The sequence below is a fragment of the Brevundimonas sp. LF-1 genome (assembly GCF_037055305.1).
Taxonomy (GTDB): Bacteria; Pseudomonadota; Alphaproteobacteria; order Caulobacterales; family Caulobacteraceae; genus Brevundimonas; species Brevundimonas sanguinis.
This window is the reverse complement of record NZ_CP146349.1, coordinates 461,627-476,835: the sequence shown is the minus strand read 5'-3', so window position 1 is coordinate 476,835 and position 15,209 is coordinate 461,627. Positions and strand designations below refer to the sequence as shown.

Here is a 15,209-nt window from a genome sequence, read left to right as displayed (position 1 = left end):
CGGCCAGGTGGGGCGCGCGACCGCAGCGGTTTTGCGCCGCCAGGGCCGCGCTGTGACCGGCCTGACACGAGGCGACCTGGACATCACCGACGAGTCCGCCTTGGACGAGGTCTTCCGTCGTTTTTGTCCCGCGACGGTGATCAACGCCGCAGCCTTCACGGCCGTCGATCGGGCGGAAGCACAACCTTGGCGGGCTGAAGCCGTCAATGGCCGGGCGCCGGGATTGATCGGCGCGTCGGCGCGTCGTCATGGCGCTGCATTGATCCATCTGTCGACGGATTATGTTTTCGACGGAGAGAAGGGCGCGCCCTATGTCGAAGCCGATACGGCGGCGCCTGTGTCGGTTTACGGTCGCAGCAAGCTTGCGGGCGAGGCGGCCGTGCTTCGCTCCGGCGCGGCGGGAGTGATCCTGCGCACCTCCTGGCTGTTGTCTGCAGGGGGTTCGTCGGGGCTATTCTGTCGCGCGCGCGCTCTGGCGAGGTGTTGCGGGTCGTCGGCGATCAGAAGGGCCGTCCGACCTTGGTCGACGACCTAGCTCAGGCGCTTGCCGCCCTGGCGCACGAGACTCTGCCGCAGGCCGCACAGGTCTATCACTACGCGGGCGCGACCGATGCGACATGGTTCGAGCTGGCCGACGCCCTCGTCGACGAATGGAGCGGCCGCACCGGCGCCGCCCGGCCTGTGATGAGCGGCGTCACCGCCGCGAGTTGGAACGCCCCGGCGCGCCGCCCCTCTGATTCCCGGCTCGACAGCGGGCGCATCGCGGCTGATTTCGGCTTGCGGGGGCGGGATTGGCGCGAAGGCGTTCCCGAACTGGTTGAAGCCTGGTTGAACAAGGAGCCGGACCAATGAAGGGCATCATCCTGGCCGGCGGCGCGGGCTCGCGCCTGCATCCCATGACCACGGCGGTCTCCAAGCAGTTGATGCCGGTCTATGACAAGCCGCTGATCTACTATCCGCTGACGACCCTGATGCTGGCGGGGATCCGCGAGATCCTGATCATCACCACCCCGCGCGACCAGCCCGCCTTCCAGAGCCTGCTGGGCGACGGCGGGCGCTGGGGGCTCGATCTGACCTTCGCCGTGCAGGATCAGCCGCGCGGCCTGGCCGACGCCTATCGCATCGGGGCCGATTTCGTGGACGGCGGCCCCTCGGCCCTGATCCTGGGCGACAACCTGTTTTACGGCCATGAGGCCGGGCGCGTCTTCGCCCGCGCCGCCGACACGCTGGACGCCCAGCGCGGCGCCGTGGTCTTCGCCTATCGCGTGTCCGACCCGCGCCGCTACGGCGTGGTCGAGCTGGACGGCCAGGGCCGCCCCCTGTCCATCGAGGAGAAGCCGGCCGACCCCCGCTCCCCCTGGGCGGTGACGGGTCTTTATATCTACGACGGCCAAGCGCCCGAGGCTCGCCGCCCGCCTCCAGCCCTCCGCGCGCGGCGAGCTGGAGATCACCGACCTGAACCGCGCCTATCTGGAGCAGGGCCGCCTGGGGGTCGAGCGTCTGGGCCGCGGCTTCGCCTGGCTGGACACCGGCACCCCCGACAGCCTGCTGGACGCCGCCGCCTTCGTGCGCACCCTGGAGCAGCGCCAGGGCTTCAAGATCGCCTGCCCCGAAGAGGTCGCCTGGCGCATGGGCTGGATCGACGCCGCCCAGCTGGCCCGCCTGGCCGAAGGCTTCGGCGGCGCCGACTACGGGGCCTATCTGCGGGGGTGCTGGCGGCGGGCTAGAGCGGCCGCCCGCGATAGCGGATCGCTAGGGGAACCGTCAGCGTCATCTCGTGCGAGACGCCGTGCTCCCACAGGCCGTCCTCGCCCCAGCAGTCGCCATGATCCGCGCACATCAGGATGGTTGCGCCATGAAACCGCTCGATCAGGGCGGCGATCTGCCGGTCTACATATTCGACGCAGGCGATTTGACGCCGTCGGCACTCGGCCGAGCGGTCCTGCGTCTGGAACGGCACGCAGGGGTTGTCGTCTGCCGACCACGGCGCGCCTTCATAGTGATAGGGCACATGGGTCTCGCCGATGTTGGCGAAGACGAAGACCGGCGCGTCATCGGCGGCCGCCAGCTGCTCTTCGATCCACTGGACTTGCGCCCGCACGCCGCGACTGCCGACGAAGTTGAAGGCGTCGAAGCCGCTCCTCAGCGTGGCTGACACCGCCGTCGCCGGATCGAACCAGCCCATCGCCGCCGTGCCGATGGTGCGGTGTCCAGCGTTGCGGAATCCGTCCACGATATTGTCGCCGCTCAACAGGAAGCCCGGCGGCGCCGCGCCCGGATGCCCGGCGTAGTTCAGCCTGAACAGGCGGGCGAACTTCGGATTGAAGAAGGGCGTCTGCTCCTCGGCCACGCCGGGCGTGAAGCCCACGAACATGGCGGCGTGCGAGCCATAAGTGAAATGCGACGGCGCCTTGGCCCGCCGCACCCGCCCGACGCCTTTCAGCGCCGGAGCGTCGGCCGCCTCGAAGGCGTCGTGGCGGCACGAGTCGAGCGAGAGAAACAGGACGCTGTGCTCGTCTACGTGGTGGATCAAGAAGCTAGGCTTTCAACATAGGCCTGCAGGGAACCGGCTTCGATTGCCGCCCTATTCTCGAGCATCTGGATGCAATGCATAGCTAAGTCAAATGAATTATAGCAGCAATGTGCAATAATTGCAATGTTTTTCAATATTGTATTGCTTGCGTTTCCTGCGTCGGTGAAGTCTTTCGCGTAGACAACGTCGGCTTCGAGCAGCTGATTGAGGCTGGCTCTGTCGTTTCCGTTTATCGTGCAGGGGGCTATTATCCAATTCTTGACAGCAGCGAAGCAGTGAGGGATGAATCCTTGACTTCGCATAAAGACGTCAACTTCACCAAATGTAGGCTGATTCTTATATAATGGTAGAAATGAAACTTCGATATGAATTATCGCGCAGTCGGATAGCTTGGATAATCCGTTTTTGATTATCTCAAGCTCCATGCCTTGAACGTCAATTTTAAAATAGTCGATGCGTTTTATCTCATTTACATTGTCTATCTTCTTTGTGTCGACGGTCTCGGTGTGGATGATTTTCGAAACTCGTTCGAGCATCGAAAACAGCCGCAACGTGTTTTGGTCTGGCCTCAGGCCGCTAGTCATGCCGGATGACATGCAGATGTTCAGGTCGATTGGCTCGCCGTTGCCCAGCGCGTAAGGCAGGTAGGTTTCCAGCGGCCCTTTGGCTTCCAGGAGCGCGGCCAGCGCGGCCGGCTGGGGTTCAAAGCCGGTCAATCTGCCGACGCCGGCATCCAGCAGCGGGGCGTAGGGCGGGGTGCCGTCGATGGGGTTGGCGCCGACATCGACAATCTCGATCGGTGCGTCTAGGGAGAGAATCTCGAATATCGAAGACATGTCAGCGCCTGTTTCTGTATGTCTGATTTTCCAAAACTCTTACCTGTGTTCGGTGGAAATGAAACTGCTCGTCTGCGTGCCCGCCTATGGATCCACTGTCCGAGTCGAAACAATGAACTCTATCGCTGTGGGGATGATCCATCTTCAGCAGCAGATGCCTCACGTCGATATACGTCTGTTCTCCCTAGATATGGCCGAGATCGGCCGTGTCCGAAATTTGTTCGCCTCCCTGGCGCTGAAGGATGACTTCGACGCCTTGTTGATGGTGGATTCGGACATGGGAATCCCCGGAAACCTTTGCTCGATTGCTGGCCTCCGGGCACGAGGTTTGCGGTCTGACTTATCCTAAGCGTCAGATAGACCTACATAAATTCCACGAGCTCGCGGCCGCGGGCGTAGATTTCGATGGGGCGAAAATTCAGGCCCTGACCTTTATTGCGGCCGGGAATTTCGTTCACGAAAACGGGCAGATCCAGGTTCAGGACGGTTTCCTTGAGATGACGGGCTTGCCAGGCGGCTGTCTGCTGATACGCACGTCTGCTCTTCGCCGAATGTGGAAGGAGATCCCCAAGATTCGCCAGACCGAACACATCTCGGATCTTGAAGGGAAGATGGGTATTGAAAACCTTATTCGATGCTTCGACAACGTGAATGTCGGCAATACGAATCTAAGTGAGGATCTCAGCTTCTGTCATCGCTGGCGGTCAATAAATGGCCGGATTTTCGGACTGGTCGATGTTTCGGTCACTCACTGTGGCGGCATGAATTACGAAGGTCGCTACATTGATCTTCTGATGAGTACGGCAAAGGCCTAATGGTCTCATTTCAGGCGTAGATATTCGCGCTGTCTTCTGCGTCGTCGTCGGGCCTGAAAGGTTGAGATAACGTAAACTTGGCCGGCTATCTGACGTTGTTATGCATGGTTCGTGTTCATTGGGTGACGTTATATAAATTTAGGTTGACGCGCCGCTGTTCGCCTAGCTAAGCGTGGCAAGCCTCGTGGATGCAGAGTGCGACCCGCTTTCGGGCCGCTGTGGCCGAAAGCATAATGGGCCGTCCGCCCAAACCATTTTGAACCTTCTGGGGACGTTCATGTCTAAGAAATCTCTCTATCTGGCATCGGCGGCGCTCGCCCTGTTTGCTGCCGGCAACGCTTACGCCATCGATGTGTCGGGCATCGGCAAGTACAGCACGGTCAACTCGGCCGTTACGACGTCGGCCGCCATCAAGCTGGCCAGCGAACTGCGCTTCACCGCTTCGGCCTCCTCCGCTTCGAGCTTCGCCAACTCGGCCGACATGGTGTCGTTCAAGGTTTCGGCCTCGACGGGCAACTCCCTGCCGACCGGCGTGCCGCTGGTGTTGACGGTCGATCTGACCAACGCTGTGTTCAATGACGCTCTGGGTTCGAACGCGGTCCTGACGGGCACGGGCGCCTGCACCTTCTCTCCTGCTCCGCTCAGCGGCGTCCAGGCCAACGCCAAGTCGGCCAGCTACCTGCTGACGCTGTCGGGCTGCGGCACGGCGACGGCTGACGGCATCACCGTCACCCTGCCGGTGCGCGCGACGGGCGCTGGCTCGGTCTCCATCGGCGCCGAGCTGATCACCCAGGCTGGCGGCCTGGCCGTCGACGGCGGCCGCAAGGCGGCCACTTTCATCCAGTTGGCCAACGCCTTCGACGTCGCCGTGTCGGCTTCGGGCTCCAACGCCGTCGCTGACCTGGCCGAAGGCTATGAGAAGCTGACCAGCGGCAACGCGGCTGTGGTCGTGGGCACCTATCAGCTCAAGGTCGACACGGACGTTTATACGCACCTGAGCCCCAGCACTGGCAGCGGCAAGGCGAGCACGGCTGATGTCGCTGCTGTCCGTCTGAAGGGCGTTGCCGCCGCCGGCTTCAACGGCTTCAACCTGGCCCATGACACGGCCACGGCCACTTTCGGCGCCACGACCGCAACCATCGCCGACACCCGCGTTCTGGACGTAACGTCGGTCACTACGACCGCGCACACCATCTACGTGGTCGATAACACCGGCACGGCGACCGGCACCAGCACGGCAGAGATCATCGCCCGTAACGGCATCATCACGCCGACCGCTCTGAACCTGACCGCCACCGTCGATCTCCTGAAGCCCTCGACCGATACGTCCACCACGACGGCGAACCCGTTCAACGACTTCTCCAAGTCGGCTGATCTGAAGAGCGTGGTCCGCAACGGCGCTTCCTTCGTGGCTCCGTGGGTGGCTTTGGGCTCGTCCAGCGCCAACTCGACCATCCGTCTGGCCAACAACGGCGCTGCGGCGACCGGCCCGATCCAGGTGACGCTGCTGTCGCACAACGGCACCTCGGTGACGACCAAGACCGTGACCATCGGCGCCGCTCAGGTTGTCGCTGGTTCGCTGAACGCGACGGGCGGCATCGCTGCTGGCTCGGCCGTCTCGATCTCGGGCGCCGCTCTGAAGGCTGCCTTCGGCACGGACGCTGTCAACGGCGACCTGCAGGTCAGCGTTGAAGGCCATGCCTCGACCCTGTCGGGCAAGGTTCGTGTCACCCAGGCTTCGGGTCAGATCTTCGAGACCTCGCTGGGTAACATCGGCAACTAAGTCCAGGCATCCGTCTGAACTGGGGAAGGGAGGGCCTTGCGCCCTCCCTTTTCTTTGCGCGGCGGGCGGACCGGGGGCGGCCGCGACGGGCTTGCCGTTCCGCTGTCATTCGTCAGCCCGCTCCGGTGGACGGCGTTCGCTTCTGTCGTTACAGCGGACAGGTGACTGTGACCGCTCGCTCCATGAATTCCGACCGCCCCGCCGCCCCGCCGCCGCTTCGCGCGGCGCGTCCGCGCCTGGGCGACCTGCTGGTCGAGCGCGGCCTGGTGCGGCCGGCCGATGTCGCCAACGCCCTGTCGCTTCAGGCCCAGAACGGCGGCCTGCTGGGGCTGAACCTGGTGCGCCTGGGCGCCCTGTCCGAAGCCCAGCTTCTGGACGTCCTGTCCGAACAACTGAATCTGCCCGTCCTGGCGCCCGAACACGGCCCCGCGCCCGAGCGCGTCCGCGCCTTCATGGACCAGATCGGCTCCCCCTCGCCTGGTGGGCCGAGCGCGAGGCCGTCGCCTGGCGTGAAGAGGCGCCCGCCGACGACGCCTCCGCCCCCGGCCGCATTCTGTGCGCGGCGGTCCAGCCGCTGGACCCCGCCCTGGCCGAACGCATCGCCCAGTCGAGCCTTGAGCCCGTCGCCTTCTTCCTGGCCCCTCGCTCCCTGATCGAGGCCCTCACCGACGACCTCAGCCAGGATCAGTCGCCGGGCCTCGATCCCGCCCTGGGCGGCGGCGGCGCCGACGCGGCCCGCTTGCGCGAACTGGCGCAGGAAGCCCCGGTCATCGACTTCGTCAACGCCGTCTTCGCCGAGGCCCTGACCCGCCGCGCCTCGGACGTTCATGTCGAACCCTATGAGGACCGCTTCCTGGTGCGCATGCGCATCGACGGCGTCCTGACCACGGCCCGCAGCGCCCCGCGCTCCAACTTCGACGCCGTCTGCTCGCGCATCAAACTGCTCAGCGGCATGGACATCGGCGAGCGCCGCCTGCCGCAGGACGGCCGCCAGTCGATCCGTGTCTCGGGGCAAGAGGTTGATTTGCGCGTCTCGACCCTGCCGTGCTCGTGGGGCGAATCCATCGTCCTGCGCCTCCTGGGCAAGACCAGCCGCCTGCCGCAGCTGTCCGAACTGGGCGTCAGCGCGCAGCAGGAAGCGGGCTTCCTGCGCCTGGCCGAACATCCCAACGGCGTCTTCCTGATCACCGGCCCGACCGGCTCGGGCAAGACCACCACCATCTATCGCCTGCTGACCCACCTGAACGACGGCGAGCGCAAGATCATCACCGTCGAGGACCCGGTCGAACTGGACCTGCCCGGCGTCATCCAGGTGCGCGTCCGCTCCGAGATCGGCCTGACCTTCGCGGCGGGCCTGCGCTCGATCCTGCGTCAGGACCCGGACGTCATCATGGTCGGCGAAATCCGCGACCCCGAGACGGCGCGCATCGCTGTGCAGGCCGCCCTGACCGGCCACATGGTCATCTCCACCGTCCACACCAATACGGCGCTGGCGGCCATTCCGCGCCTGCTGGACCTGGGGATCGAGGACTATCTGCTGGCCGACGTGCTGCGCGGCGTGGCGGGCCAGCGCCTGATCGCCGCCTGTGCGAAGACTGCGCCCGCCCCTCGACCCCGGCCGAGGCCGCCGCTCACGAACAGGCCGTTCCGGCCCACCTGCGCGCCGTCGCGGCGGACGAGCCCGCCCGCTGGATGGAGCCGGTCGGCTGCGCCAAATGCGGCCACAGCGGGTTCCGCGGCCGCCTCGGCGTCTATGAGCTGGCGCCGATGTCGCCGGCCTTGATCGCCGGCCTGCGCGCCTCGGCCGACGAGGATCAACTGACCGACGCCGCCCGCAGCGAAGGCTTCCTCAGCTTCGCCGACGACGCCTTCCTGAAAGCCCGGCGCGGCCAGACCGCCCTGACCGAAGTCCACCGCATCGCCGGAGGCGGCCAGTGAGCCGCGTCCCATGACCAACCAACTGACCTTTCAGTATGAGGCCGCCGGGCGGGACGGGCGGATGGTCAAGGGGATGATCGGCGCCGCCGATGAGGCGCTGGCCATGCGCCGCCTGGCCGCCGACGGCCTGACGGTCGTGCGCATCCGCCCCGCCGCCGCGCCCAAGGCCGAGGGGCGCGAGCGCGGGTTGAAGACCGCCGAGCGGGTGCTGGTCCTGCGGCAGATGGCGCTGATGCTGGAAGCGGGCGTCTCCCTGTTGGAGGCGCTGGACACGGTCGCTCAGGGGATGCAGGCGCGTAAAGGCCGCCGCCAGTTCCAGGCCGCCATCGCCGCCCTGCGACGCGGCGAGTCGCTGGGCGACGCCCTGGAGGAGCACGCGCCGGGCTTTCCCGACTATGTCTACGCCATGGCCCGCGTCGGCGAGGCGTCGGGCCGCATCGCCGAGGTGCTGAAAGAGGCCGCCGAGCAGATGGCCTATGAGGACCGGCTGCAGCGCGACTTCGCCAACGCCATGACCTATCCGGCCTTCCTCTGCTTCGCCGGGGTGGCCGCCGTCGGCTTCATCTTCACCCAGGTCGTGCCGCGCTTCGGCGCCATGATCGGCGACGACCGCGAGAACATCCCCGCCATGTCGCGCTGGGTCCTGCAGGCGGGCGAGTTCGCCAACGCCAACCTGGGCGTGGTGGCGGTGACGGCGGCGCTGGTGATCGCGGCTGTCGTCCTGATCGTCAAGAACGCCGCCTTCCGCGAGCGGGCCTATACTGTCGCGCACGGCCTGCCCGTCGTCGGCCCGGTGATCCAGTCGCGCGAGATCGCGTCGTGGGCGCGGCTGACGGCCTTCGCCCTGAACAACGGCGTGCCCCTGCTGTCGGCGGCGGCCCTGTCGCGGGCGGCGGTGCCGATCGGCCCGTTCCGCCAGGGGCTGGACCTGCTGGAAAGCGACCTGAAGGCGGGTATGACGCTGGACGCCTCGCTGGGCGCCCACACCCGGCTGGAGGCGATGGACCTCAGCCTGCTGCGCGCGGGCCAGAAGTCGGGCGCCGTCGGCGCCATGTTCGGCTTCATGGCCGACAACTACGAAGCGCGTCTGCGCGACCGGATGAAGCGGATGACTTCCCTGCTGGAGCCGATGGCCATCGCCGTCATCTCCATCGTCGTCGGCTTCGTCGCCCTGTCGCTCGTTCTGGCCCTGTCGAGCGTCTACGAAGGCGTCGTCTGATGCGAGCGAAGGTGCGGGGGCGTCAGGGGTTCAGCCTGATCGAGGCCCTGGTGGCGCTGGCCATCGCCTCGATGACGCTGATGGCGATCTTCGAACTGCAGATCCAGATGGCGCGCGGCCAGCAGCGCGCGGCCCTGGCCATCGAACAGGTGGCGGCCCAGGAGAACGCCCTGGCCCTGACGCGGCATCTCAATCCGATGGCCGAACCCTATGGCCGCATCGCCCTGCCGGGCGGCGACGTCGTCACCTGGTCGGCCGAGGCCAAGAGCGAGCGCCGCACCAACGCGGGCTTCCCATCAGGCGACGGCGCCTTTGAGGTTCAGCTCTATCAGGTCACGGTCGGCGTCGAGCGCCAGGGCGGCCGGTCGCCCGCGCCTCTGGTGTTCGACCGCCTGGGCTGGCGCCGACTGGAGATCGAGGGCTGAGGCTTAGTCCTCGACCGGCTCCGGCGCCTCTTCAATCACATCTTCCACGGGCCCTGTGGTGATCGCCGAGGCGGTCGGCGTGCGGCGGCGCTCTGAGGCGCGGTTCGGTCCGGGCAGGTCGAACCCGACGCCGCGCACCCCATAGCCGACCGAGAAGGGCGTCAGCGTATAGGACCAGCCGCGTCCGGTGCGGAAGGCGGCGTTGATGTCGCGCGACAGGCTGTCGGCCATATCGGCCATGTCTTCGTCGCCCCGGATGACATAGGGGGTGATCAGCATCACCAGTTCGGTGCGGTTGCCGCTGACGCTGTTGGTCTGGAAGGCTGAGCCGATCAGGGGGATGTCCTTGATGAAGGGCACGCCGGTGTTGGTCTTGGAGTAGTTGTTGCTGATCAGGCCGCCCAGCACGCCGGTCCAGCCGTCGGTGATCGAGATCTGGGTTGTCAGGCTGCGGTTCAGGATCGGCGGGCTGGCGATGGCCGAATTGGTGGATTCCCCGACCTCGGAGATTTCCTGGCTAATCGTGATGTCGACCCGGTCGCCATAGACGACGGGCTGCAGGTCCAGGATCACGCCGGTCTGGCGATACTGCACGCTTTGCAGCACGTCGGTGCCGTCGCCGCCGGTCTGGGTATTGACGGCGCGCTGCGAAGTGATGATCGGCACGTCGGTGCCGACCTGGAAGCGGGCCGAGCCGCCGCTGCGCGCCACCAGCTGCGGCCGCTGCAGGATGTTGACGCGGTTGTTGGACGCCTCGGCCGCCAGATTGGCGCGGAAGTCGTCGCCCTTGAACGACAGGACCAGGCCGCCGCCGCCGATTTTCAGGCCCTCGGTCGACCCGGTCAGCAGGCCGTCGCCGCGCATCTCGGAACCGAACAGATTGACGCCGAGCGAGGTTTTGTCCGTCAGCGTCACCTCGGCGATCATCACCTCGATCACGACCTGGGGCGCCGGGGTGTCCAGCGTGTTGAGCAGATTGCGCAACTGGGCGAACTCGGTGGCCGTGCCGGTGAAGATGATGCGGTTGCCGATGGGGTCGGTCAGGACGCGGCCGTTCATGAACTGACCTTGCGAACCCTGACCCATCCCGCCCTGGCCGCCGCCGTTCATGCCGCCGGTCGGACGGTTGGCTTCAGAGGCGGGCGGGGCGCCCGGCACGCCGACGGGCGCCTGGGGCTGGGCCATGGTCGGGCTCTGCCCCATCGCCAGCTGGCCCAGAGAGGCGGCGTCGGTGTTCTTGACCTGATAGACGAAGGTCGAGGCCTTGTCCCCGAGGGCGGCGGGCTGATCCAGGGTCTCGACCCAGTAACGCGCGCGCTCCAGCGTTTCGGGATCGCGCGCGAAGATCAGGATCTGGTTCGCCGCCGGGAAGGACAGGATGACCAGGGCGCGTCCGGCCAGGGCCTGGCGCGAGACGATATAGCCTTCGGTCGTCAGCGTCTGTTCCAGCGAGGCGGCCAACTGATCGGTGGCCCAGAAGGAGGGTTCGACCCGCAGCACCTGGGTGCCGGCGAAGCGCGGCTGGTCCAGTTCGCGCAGCGCCCGAACGACCTGGGCTACCTCGCGGCCGGAGCCGGAGATGATCAGGCTGTTGGTCAGCGGATCGGGCGTGATCCGCGCGCCGCTCAGATTGGGATAGACGTCCTGCAGCAGGGCCTGCAGGGCGTTGACCTCGATGGTCTGGACGCTGAAGAACTGCACCACCCGACCGGCCGCGTTGGGCACGGCGCGGCTGCGATTGATGTCGGCGCCGGTCGAGGTCTCGGGCGTGGCGCCCACGGTGACGAAGCCGCCGTCGATATAGACCTCGACCCCGTACTGGCGCAGCGCCTGCTGGGTCAGGCTGAACAGGGCGCGTTTGCTGATCGCGCCGCCGCTGCCCCCGGCCACGATCTCGGTGCGGTTGGCGACGTCAGGCGACAGGGTGAAGGGGTCTTCAGCACGCCGCCGAAGACGGTGGCGGCGAACTGCGGAATCGACTGGGGCGACAGATTGGCGTCGACCAGTTCGTCCGATACGAGGCCCGCGATCTGCTCGGGGGTGGCGGGCTGGCGCGTGGCCGCGGGCGGCGCCGGCGGGGCCGGGATGTTCAGCGTGCTGGTCTGCACCCGGGCGCGCCCGTCCGTGGAGGTCTCGCCGCCGATCTGGCCGTCCGTGGACGCGCGCTCCAGACGGGCGTCAGGGCGGGTGACGACGCTCTGCATGTCCGGGAAGGCGGCGCATCCAGCCAGGACGATCATCGGCGCCAGCGCCGCCGCCGCACGCAGGGCCGCGCGGGACGCAGGCGCGCCCAGGCTGGCGCGCGGGCGAGAGAAGCGGTCCGTGGTCAGCTTCGACATTGCATTGTCCTCGATACTCAACCGAACACCCGCACGACGCGCGTTTCGCGTCCCTTGGTCAGGGTGACGGCGTCAGCGGTGATTTCTTTGATGCGCCAGTCCTCGAACACGGCGCCTTCGGCCAGGGGGCGACGCCGCCCGCGCCGCTCACCAGGACGTGGCGGGCGCCGGTCGCCGGATCGCGTTCGACCCCGCGCAGGGCGGCGCGGAAGGTCACGGCCACGTCGGGCGGCGGCGGAGGAGGCGGAGGCGGCGGAGGCGGCGGGGGCGGCGGCGGCGGCGGCGGGTCCGACCGCAGCGTCTTCAGAAAGGCCACGGCCGCGATCGCGCCTTCGCCGGGCCGCAGGCTCAGTCCCTGCTGGGCGCTCGCGCCGCGCACGACCGCGGGCGGCTCCTCCGGCCGGCCCGGATAGGCGGCGCCGGTCAGATAGGCCAGGATCAGGACCAGCGGCGGCGCCGCCCACAGCAGGGGCTTCACGACGCCGTCTCCGTCTGCGTCAGCCGCACTGGAAAGGCGAGGCGCAGCCACAGCTTGCCGCTGGTCTGGGGCGGGCCGTCCTCGACCATCATCGGCCGGGGCGGCGTCAGCTCATAGCGGAACCCCACGACGCGGAACCCTTCGGGCCATTCACCCAGCTTGTCGAGGAAGGCGAAGGCGGGGCCCCAGCGCAGGTCGGATTGAACCTCGACGTCCAGCCACTGTGTCGGGCCGATCGCCTCGACCTTGGCGTTGGTGACGATGCGCGCATTGGGCAGGTCGACGGCCGACAGCGCCTCCAGCAGCCGCTGCTCGATCAACACCTGAGCCACGGCCGGATTGGCGGCCTCGAACCCCCAGGCGTTCATGTCTTCCAGCGCCAGCCGATCCGCCGCGCCATCGGCGATCCGCCGCGCCGCCGCCGCCGTCAGTCGGGCCGTGGACTGTTCGCCCAGCGCGTCGATATAGGCGTCGGCCTGGGTCGTTCGGGCCTCCAGCGCGGCGACCGGGGCGTAGAAGGCGACGCCCAGCGCCAGGCCGCCCAGCAGCAGGCGCTCACGCGTGGTGGTGCGCTGCAGACGCTCTTTCAGCGCCTCGATCGACGCGCGCGTCGATGCGACCGTGTCCGCCATGAATCCTTGCAAAATCGTCGCCCTCGTGCGCGCCAGAGCCCGCATCGCATCGACCCCCTATGCGCGCTCAGCTATAGCAACCGCTAAGCGCCCATAACAGCTTAGAAATCCAAAGTGGTCGATCAATGCTTCGTCGTCTGAACCGACTTTACCGCCGTTTTTCGTTTGTCGTGGCCCCGCCGCATCAGCCGCGCAGCCGTCAGGCGCGCGCCGGCTATTCCATGCTCGAGATTCTGGTCGTGCTGGCGATCATCGCCCTGATCGCCGCCGTGGTGGGACCGCGCCTGTTCGCCCAGCTGGACAAGTCCAAGAGCCAGACCGCCCGCCTGCAGATCCGCTCGCTGGAAGCGGCGCTGGAGACCATGCGCATCGACATCGGCCGCCTGCCGAGCGAACAGGAAGGCCTGACCCTGCTGATGAAGGCCGACGCCCAGCAGGTGCCCGGCTGGTCGGGTCCGTATCTGGACAAGGACCTGCCGCCCGACCCGTGGGGCCGCTCCTACATCTATGTGGCGCCGCCCGCGCCCAGCGCCGGCGATCCGGCGCCCGACGCCCGCGCCCGGGTGATCAGCTACGGCGCCGACGGCCAGGAGGGCGGCGAGGGCGTCAACGCTGATGTCTCGTCCGATTCCCCGCGCTGATTTCAGCCGTCGTCCGGGCGGCGCCGTTGATCCGGCGCGCGCGGGCTACAGCCTGATGGAGGTGCTGGTGGTGCTGGCCATTTTCGCCCTCAGCGCCTCCATCATCATGCCCTCGACCTCGCGGATGCTGGACCAGACGGCGGCGCACGCCGTCTTCTTCGAGTTCCAGCGCCAGGTGTCCGACCTGCGGCGTGAGGCCAACCGCACCGGCGAGCCGCTGCGCATCATCGACCCCGCCATGCCCGAGCTGGAGGGTGATCGGCGGATCGAGCTGCGCGCCCCGTGGCGCTACACCTTGTCGCCCGCCCTGTCGGTCGCCGAGGGCGGCGGCTGCTCCACCGCCAGCGCCAATCTGATCCACCAGGACCGGGTGGTCATGACCCTGCGCAGCGAGGACGGAACCTGCCGATTCATCCGCTATCAGGCGGCTGCGTCCTAAAGCGCTCGGCTCAGCTCAGGGCTGGGCCGGAGAGGCCGGCGCCGGTTCCAAGCCGGGTTCAGGCTCAAGCGGCGGCGCCGCCTCGCGCACCCGCATCTTCACGCTCAGATTTCTGGCTGCGCTGTCGGTGCGGGGCTCGACCGCATAGAAATAACCCGAGCTTTCCAGATCGCCCACCACCAGGGCGATCTTGCCGATGGCCTCATAGGGCAGGGTGAACTCCAGCGTCTCCGTCTCGGCGTTCAGGGCCGAGGGCGCCAGATCATGCAGCGCCAGAATCCCGATGGCCGCCCCGGCGGCGCTCAGCGGGCCGGTCTGTTCCTCCAGGCGACGATAGGCGACCAGCTTCTGCTGGCTGGCGTTCAGCCTGTGCACGGCCTCGGCTTGCGGCGTGGCGGCGCGGATCTCGGCGGTCTGCTCTTCGATCCGGGCGACGTCCTTGGCCAGTTCGCGGCTCTGACCGAACAGGAAGGCGGCGACGCACAGAGAGGCGAAGGCCGCCCCGCCGCCGGCCATCAGCGCCAGCTGTTCGCGCGACAGCTCGACCGGGGCCAGGGCGAAGGCGTCGCGATTGTCGAAGGCGATCGACAGGTCGCTGGGCGCGGGCGGGGCCTCCGGCGCCGCCTCGGCGTTGCGCTGCAGCCGCACGAAGGCGGACCAGGCGGCGGCGTCGTAGCGGTCGCGGCGCCAGGCGGAGGCGACCAGCGCCTTGTCGCGCCACAGCTGCGCCTCATGGCCCTGGTTCAAACGTACGATGCGCCAGCCCTCGCCGCGCGGCTGGGCCAGGGTCTCGGGCGTCAGGACCGGCGCGCTCTGCATCCCCTCCTGCGCCGCCAGCAGGGTCTCGACCCGCTCGGCGTCCCACCACCAGACGCCATAGTCGTCGCCCGCCTTGCTGAGGACGAAGCCCGCCCGCAGATAGGGCGCGGCCAGCCGGGCGTGCAGCGTCGCCGCCTGTCGCCGCCGCCGACGCGGCAGGGCCGCTGTGCTGAACAGGCCGAAGGCGCACAGGTCGCGCGCCAGCAGCAGCACCGGCCGTCGCAGCACGCGTCCGACCGCGCCGCCCGGATGGACGACGCTGAGGGCGCCGTCGGCGCTCAACCGCTCAACGCGGGGCGTAAGGAAGTCGAA

At 67.6% G+C, this 15,209-nt stretch carries 18 protein-coding genes and 1 pseudogene; 12 read left to right on the top strand and 7 right to left on the bottom strand.

Annotated features, from left to right (window positions below):
• Positions 1-7 precede the first annotated feature (7 nt).
• The 3 genes and pseudogenes from V8F63_RS02590 to rfbA form a co-directional block, all read left to right on the top strand.
• Positions 8-535: a sugar nucleotide-binding protein gene (locus V8F63_RS02590; protein ID WP_392354413.1), complete on the top strand. Its 528-nt coding sequence runs from the start codon at positions 8-10 to the stop codon at positions 533-535.
• A complete protein-coding gene (locus V8F63_RS02585; RefSeq protein WP_392354412.1) occupies positions 481-852 on the top strand; it encodes a sugar nucleotide-binding protein in 372 nt (123 codons plus the stop codon). The genes V8F63_RS02590 and V8F63_RS02585 overlap by 55 nt, the downstream gene beginning before the upstream one ends.
• Positions 849-1,707, top strand: a pseudogene (rfbA, locus tag V8F63_RS02580) (glucose-1-phosphate thymidylyltransferase RfbA); the annotation flags it as partial. The gene V8F63_RS02585 and the pseudogene rfbA, both read left to right, overlap by 4 nt.
• Before the next feature lie 16 nt (positions 1,708-1,723).
• Here the strand turns inward: rfbA and V8F63_RS02575 are convergent.
• The gene (locus V8F63_RS02575) at positions 1,724-2,533 is read right to left on the bottom strand and encodes a hypothetical protein (protein WP_392355131.1); all 810 of its coding nucleotides are present in this window, start codon (positions 2,531-2,533) and stop codon (positions 1,724-1,726) included.
• Positions 2,530-3,369, bottom strand: a complete 840-nt coding sequence (locus V8F63_RS02570) for an FkbM family methyltransferase (protein ID WP_392354411.1) — start codon at positions 3,367-3,369, stop codon at positions 2,530-2,532. The genes V8F63_RS02575 and V8F63_RS02570 overlap by 4 nt, the downstream gene beginning before the upstream one ends.
• A gap of 305 nt (positions 3,370-3,674) precedes the next feature.
• On the opposite strand from V8F63_RS02570, the gene V8F63_RS02565 reads away from it, so the two are divergent.
• The 7 genes from V8F63_RS02565 (at position 3,675) to V8F63_RS02535 (ending at position 9,549) form a co-directional block, all read left to right on the top strand.
• A complete protein-coding gene (locus tag V8F63_RS02565; RefSeq protein ID WP_392354410.1) occupies positions 3,675-4,184 on the top strand; it encodes a hypothetical protein in 510 nt (169 codons plus the stop codon).
• Between the two features lie 277 nt (positions 4,185-4,461).
• Positions 4,462-5,967 carry a hypothetical protein gene (locus V8F63_RS02560; RefSeq protein WP_392354409.1) on the top strand — a complete coding sequence of 502 codons (1,506 nt, stop codon included), beginning with the start codon at positions 4,462-4,464 and terminating at the stop codon, positions 5,965-5,967.
• 161 nt (positions 5,968-6,128) lie between these two features.
• Positions 6,129-6,620 (top strand): hypothetical protein, encoded by a 492-nt coding sequence (locus tag V8F63_RS02555; protein ID WP_392354408.1) that lies wholly within the window; start codon positions 6,129-6,131, stop codon positions 6,618-6,620.
• Positions 6,621-6,706: 86 nt separating this feature from the next.
• Positions 6,707-7,750, top strand: coding sequence for a GspE/PulE family protein (locus V8F63_RS02550; protein ID WP_392354407.1), 1,044 nt, complete (start codon positions 6,707-6,709; stop codon positions 7,748-7,750).
• Positions 7,735-7,905: a hypothetical protein gene (locus tag V8F63_RS02545; protein ID WP_392354406.1), complete on the top strand. Its 171-nt coding sequence runs from the start codon at positions 7,735-7,737 to the stop codon at positions 7,903-7,905. Before V8F63_RS02550 ends, V8F63_RS02545 begins: the two co-directional genes overlap by 16 nt.
• 10 nt (positions 7,906-7,915) lie before the next feature.
• Complete coding sequence (locus V8F63_RS02540) at positions 7,916-9,124, top strand: type II secretion system F family protein (RefSeq protein WP_392354405.1); 1,209 nt, start codon at positions 7,916-7,918, stop codon at positions 9,122-9,124.
• Positions 9,124-9,549 carry a prepilin-type N-terminal cleavage/methylation domain-containing protein gene (locus V8F63_RS02535; RefSeq protein WP_025978687.1) on the top strand — a complete coding sequence of 142 codons (426 nt, stop codon included), beginning with the start codon at positions 9,124-9,126 and terminating at the stop codon, positions 9,547-9,549. Before V8F63_RS02540 ends, V8F63_RS02535 begins: the two co-directional genes overlap by 1 nt.
• Before the next feature lie 3 nt (positions 9,550-9,552).
• On the opposite strand, the gene V8F63_RS02530 is transcribed toward V8F63_RS02535, so the two are convergent.
• From V8F63_RS02530 to V8F63_RS02515, 4 genes are read right to left on the bottom strand one after another with little or no spacing between them, the layout of a single operon-like run.
• Positions 9,553-11,439, bottom strand: a complete 1,887-nt coding sequence (locus V8F63_RS02530) for a secretin N-terminal domain-containing protein (RefSeq protein ID WP_392354404.1) — start codon at positions 11,437-11,439, stop codon at positions 9,553-9,555.
• The gene (locus V8F63_RS02525; protein ID WP_392354403.1) at positions 11,388-11,888 is read right to left on the bottom strand and encodes a hypothetical protein; all 501 of its coding nucleotides are present in this window, start codon (positions 11,886-11,888) and stop codon (positions 11,388-11,390) included. The genes V8F63_RS02530 and V8F63_RS02525 overlap by 52 nt, the downstream gene beginning before the upstream one ends.
• Positions 11,889-11,946: 58 nt before the next feature.
• Positions 11,947-12,366: a hypothetical protein gene (locus V8F63_RS02520; RefSeq protein WP_392354402.1), complete on the bottom strand. Its 420-nt coding sequence runs from the start codon at positions 12,364-12,366 to the stop codon at positions 11,947-11,949.
• Positions 12,363-12,998 carry a hypothetical protein gene (locus tag V8F63_RS02515; protein WP_025978690.1) on the bottom strand — a complete coding sequence of 212 codons (636 nt, stop codon included), beginning with the start codon at positions 12,996-12,998 and terminating at the stop codon, positions 12,363-12,365. The genes V8F63_RS02520 and V8F63_RS02515 overlap by 4 nt, the downstream gene beginning before the upstream one ends.
• 125 nt (positions 12,999-13,123) lie before the next feature.
• Between V8F63_RS02515 and gspG the strand changes: the two genes are divergently transcribed.
• Both gspG and V8F63_RS02505 read left to right on the top strand, forming a co-directional pair.
• Entirely contained in the window at positions 13,124-13,639 is a 516-nt protein-coding gene (gene gspG / locus V8F63_RS02510; RefSeq protein ID WP_025978691.1) for a type II secretion system major pseudopilin GspG, read from the top strand.
• Positions 13,614-14,078, top strand: a complete 465-nt coding sequence (locus tag V8F63_RS02505) for a Tfp pilus assembly protein FimT/FimU (RefSeq protein WP_134581644.1) — start codon at positions 13,614-13,616, stop codon at positions 14,076-14,078. Before gspG ends, V8F63_RS02505 begins: the two co-directional genes overlap by 26 nt.
• 15 nt (positions 14,079-14,093) lie before the next feature.
• Here V8F63_RS02505 and V8F63_RS02500 read toward each other — a convergent pair whose 3' ends face one another.
• Entirely contained in the window at positions 14,094-15,179 is a 1,086-nt protein-coding gene (locus V8F63_RS02500; protein WP_392354400.1) for a hypothetical protein, read from the bottom strand.
• Positions 15,180-15,209 lie beyond the last annotated feature (30 nt).

What these genes read in the sequence shown, in the direction of transcription:
- V8F63_RS02570 (WP_392354411.1), bottom strand. Translation starts at nt 3,369, where the DNA reads ATGTCTTCGATATTCGAGATTCTCTCCCTAGACGCACCGATCGAGATT.
- V8F63_RS02560 (WP_392354409.1), top strand. Translation starts at nt 4,462, where the DNA reads ATGTCTAAGAAATCTCTCTATCTGGCATCGGCGGCGCTCGCCCTGTTT.
- V8F63_RS02545 (WP_392354406.1), top strand. Translation starts at nt 7,735, where the DNA reads ATGTCGCCGGCCTTGATCGCCGGCCTGCGCGCCTCGGCCGACGAGGAT.
- V8F63_RS02540 (WP_392354405.1), top strand. Translation starts at nt 7,916, where the DNA reads ATGACCAACCAACTGACCTTTCAGTATGAGGCCGCCGGGCGGGACGGG.
- V8F63_RS02535 (WP_025978687.1), top strand. Translation starts at nt 9,124, where the DNA reads ATGCGAGCGAAGGTGCGGGGGCGTCAGGGGTTCAGCCTGATCGAGGCC.
- V8F63_RS02525 (WP_392354403.1), bottom strand. Translation starts at nt 11,888, where the DNA reads ATGTCGAAGCTGACCACGGACCGCTTCTCTCGCCCGCGCGCCAGCCTG.
- V8F63_RS02515 (WP_025978690.1), bottom strand. Translation starts at nt 12,998, where the DNA reads ATGGCGGACACGGTCGCATCGACGCGCGCGTCGATCGAGGCGCTGAAA.
- gspG (WP_025978691.1), top strand. Translation starts at nt 13,124, where the DNA reads ATGCTTCGTCGTCTGAACCGACTTTACCGCCGTTTTTCGTTTGTCGTG.
- V8F63_RS02505 (WP_134581644.1), top strand. Translation starts at nt 13,614, where the DNA reads ATGTCTCGTCCGATTCCCCGCGCTGATTTCAGCCGTCGTCCGGGCGGC.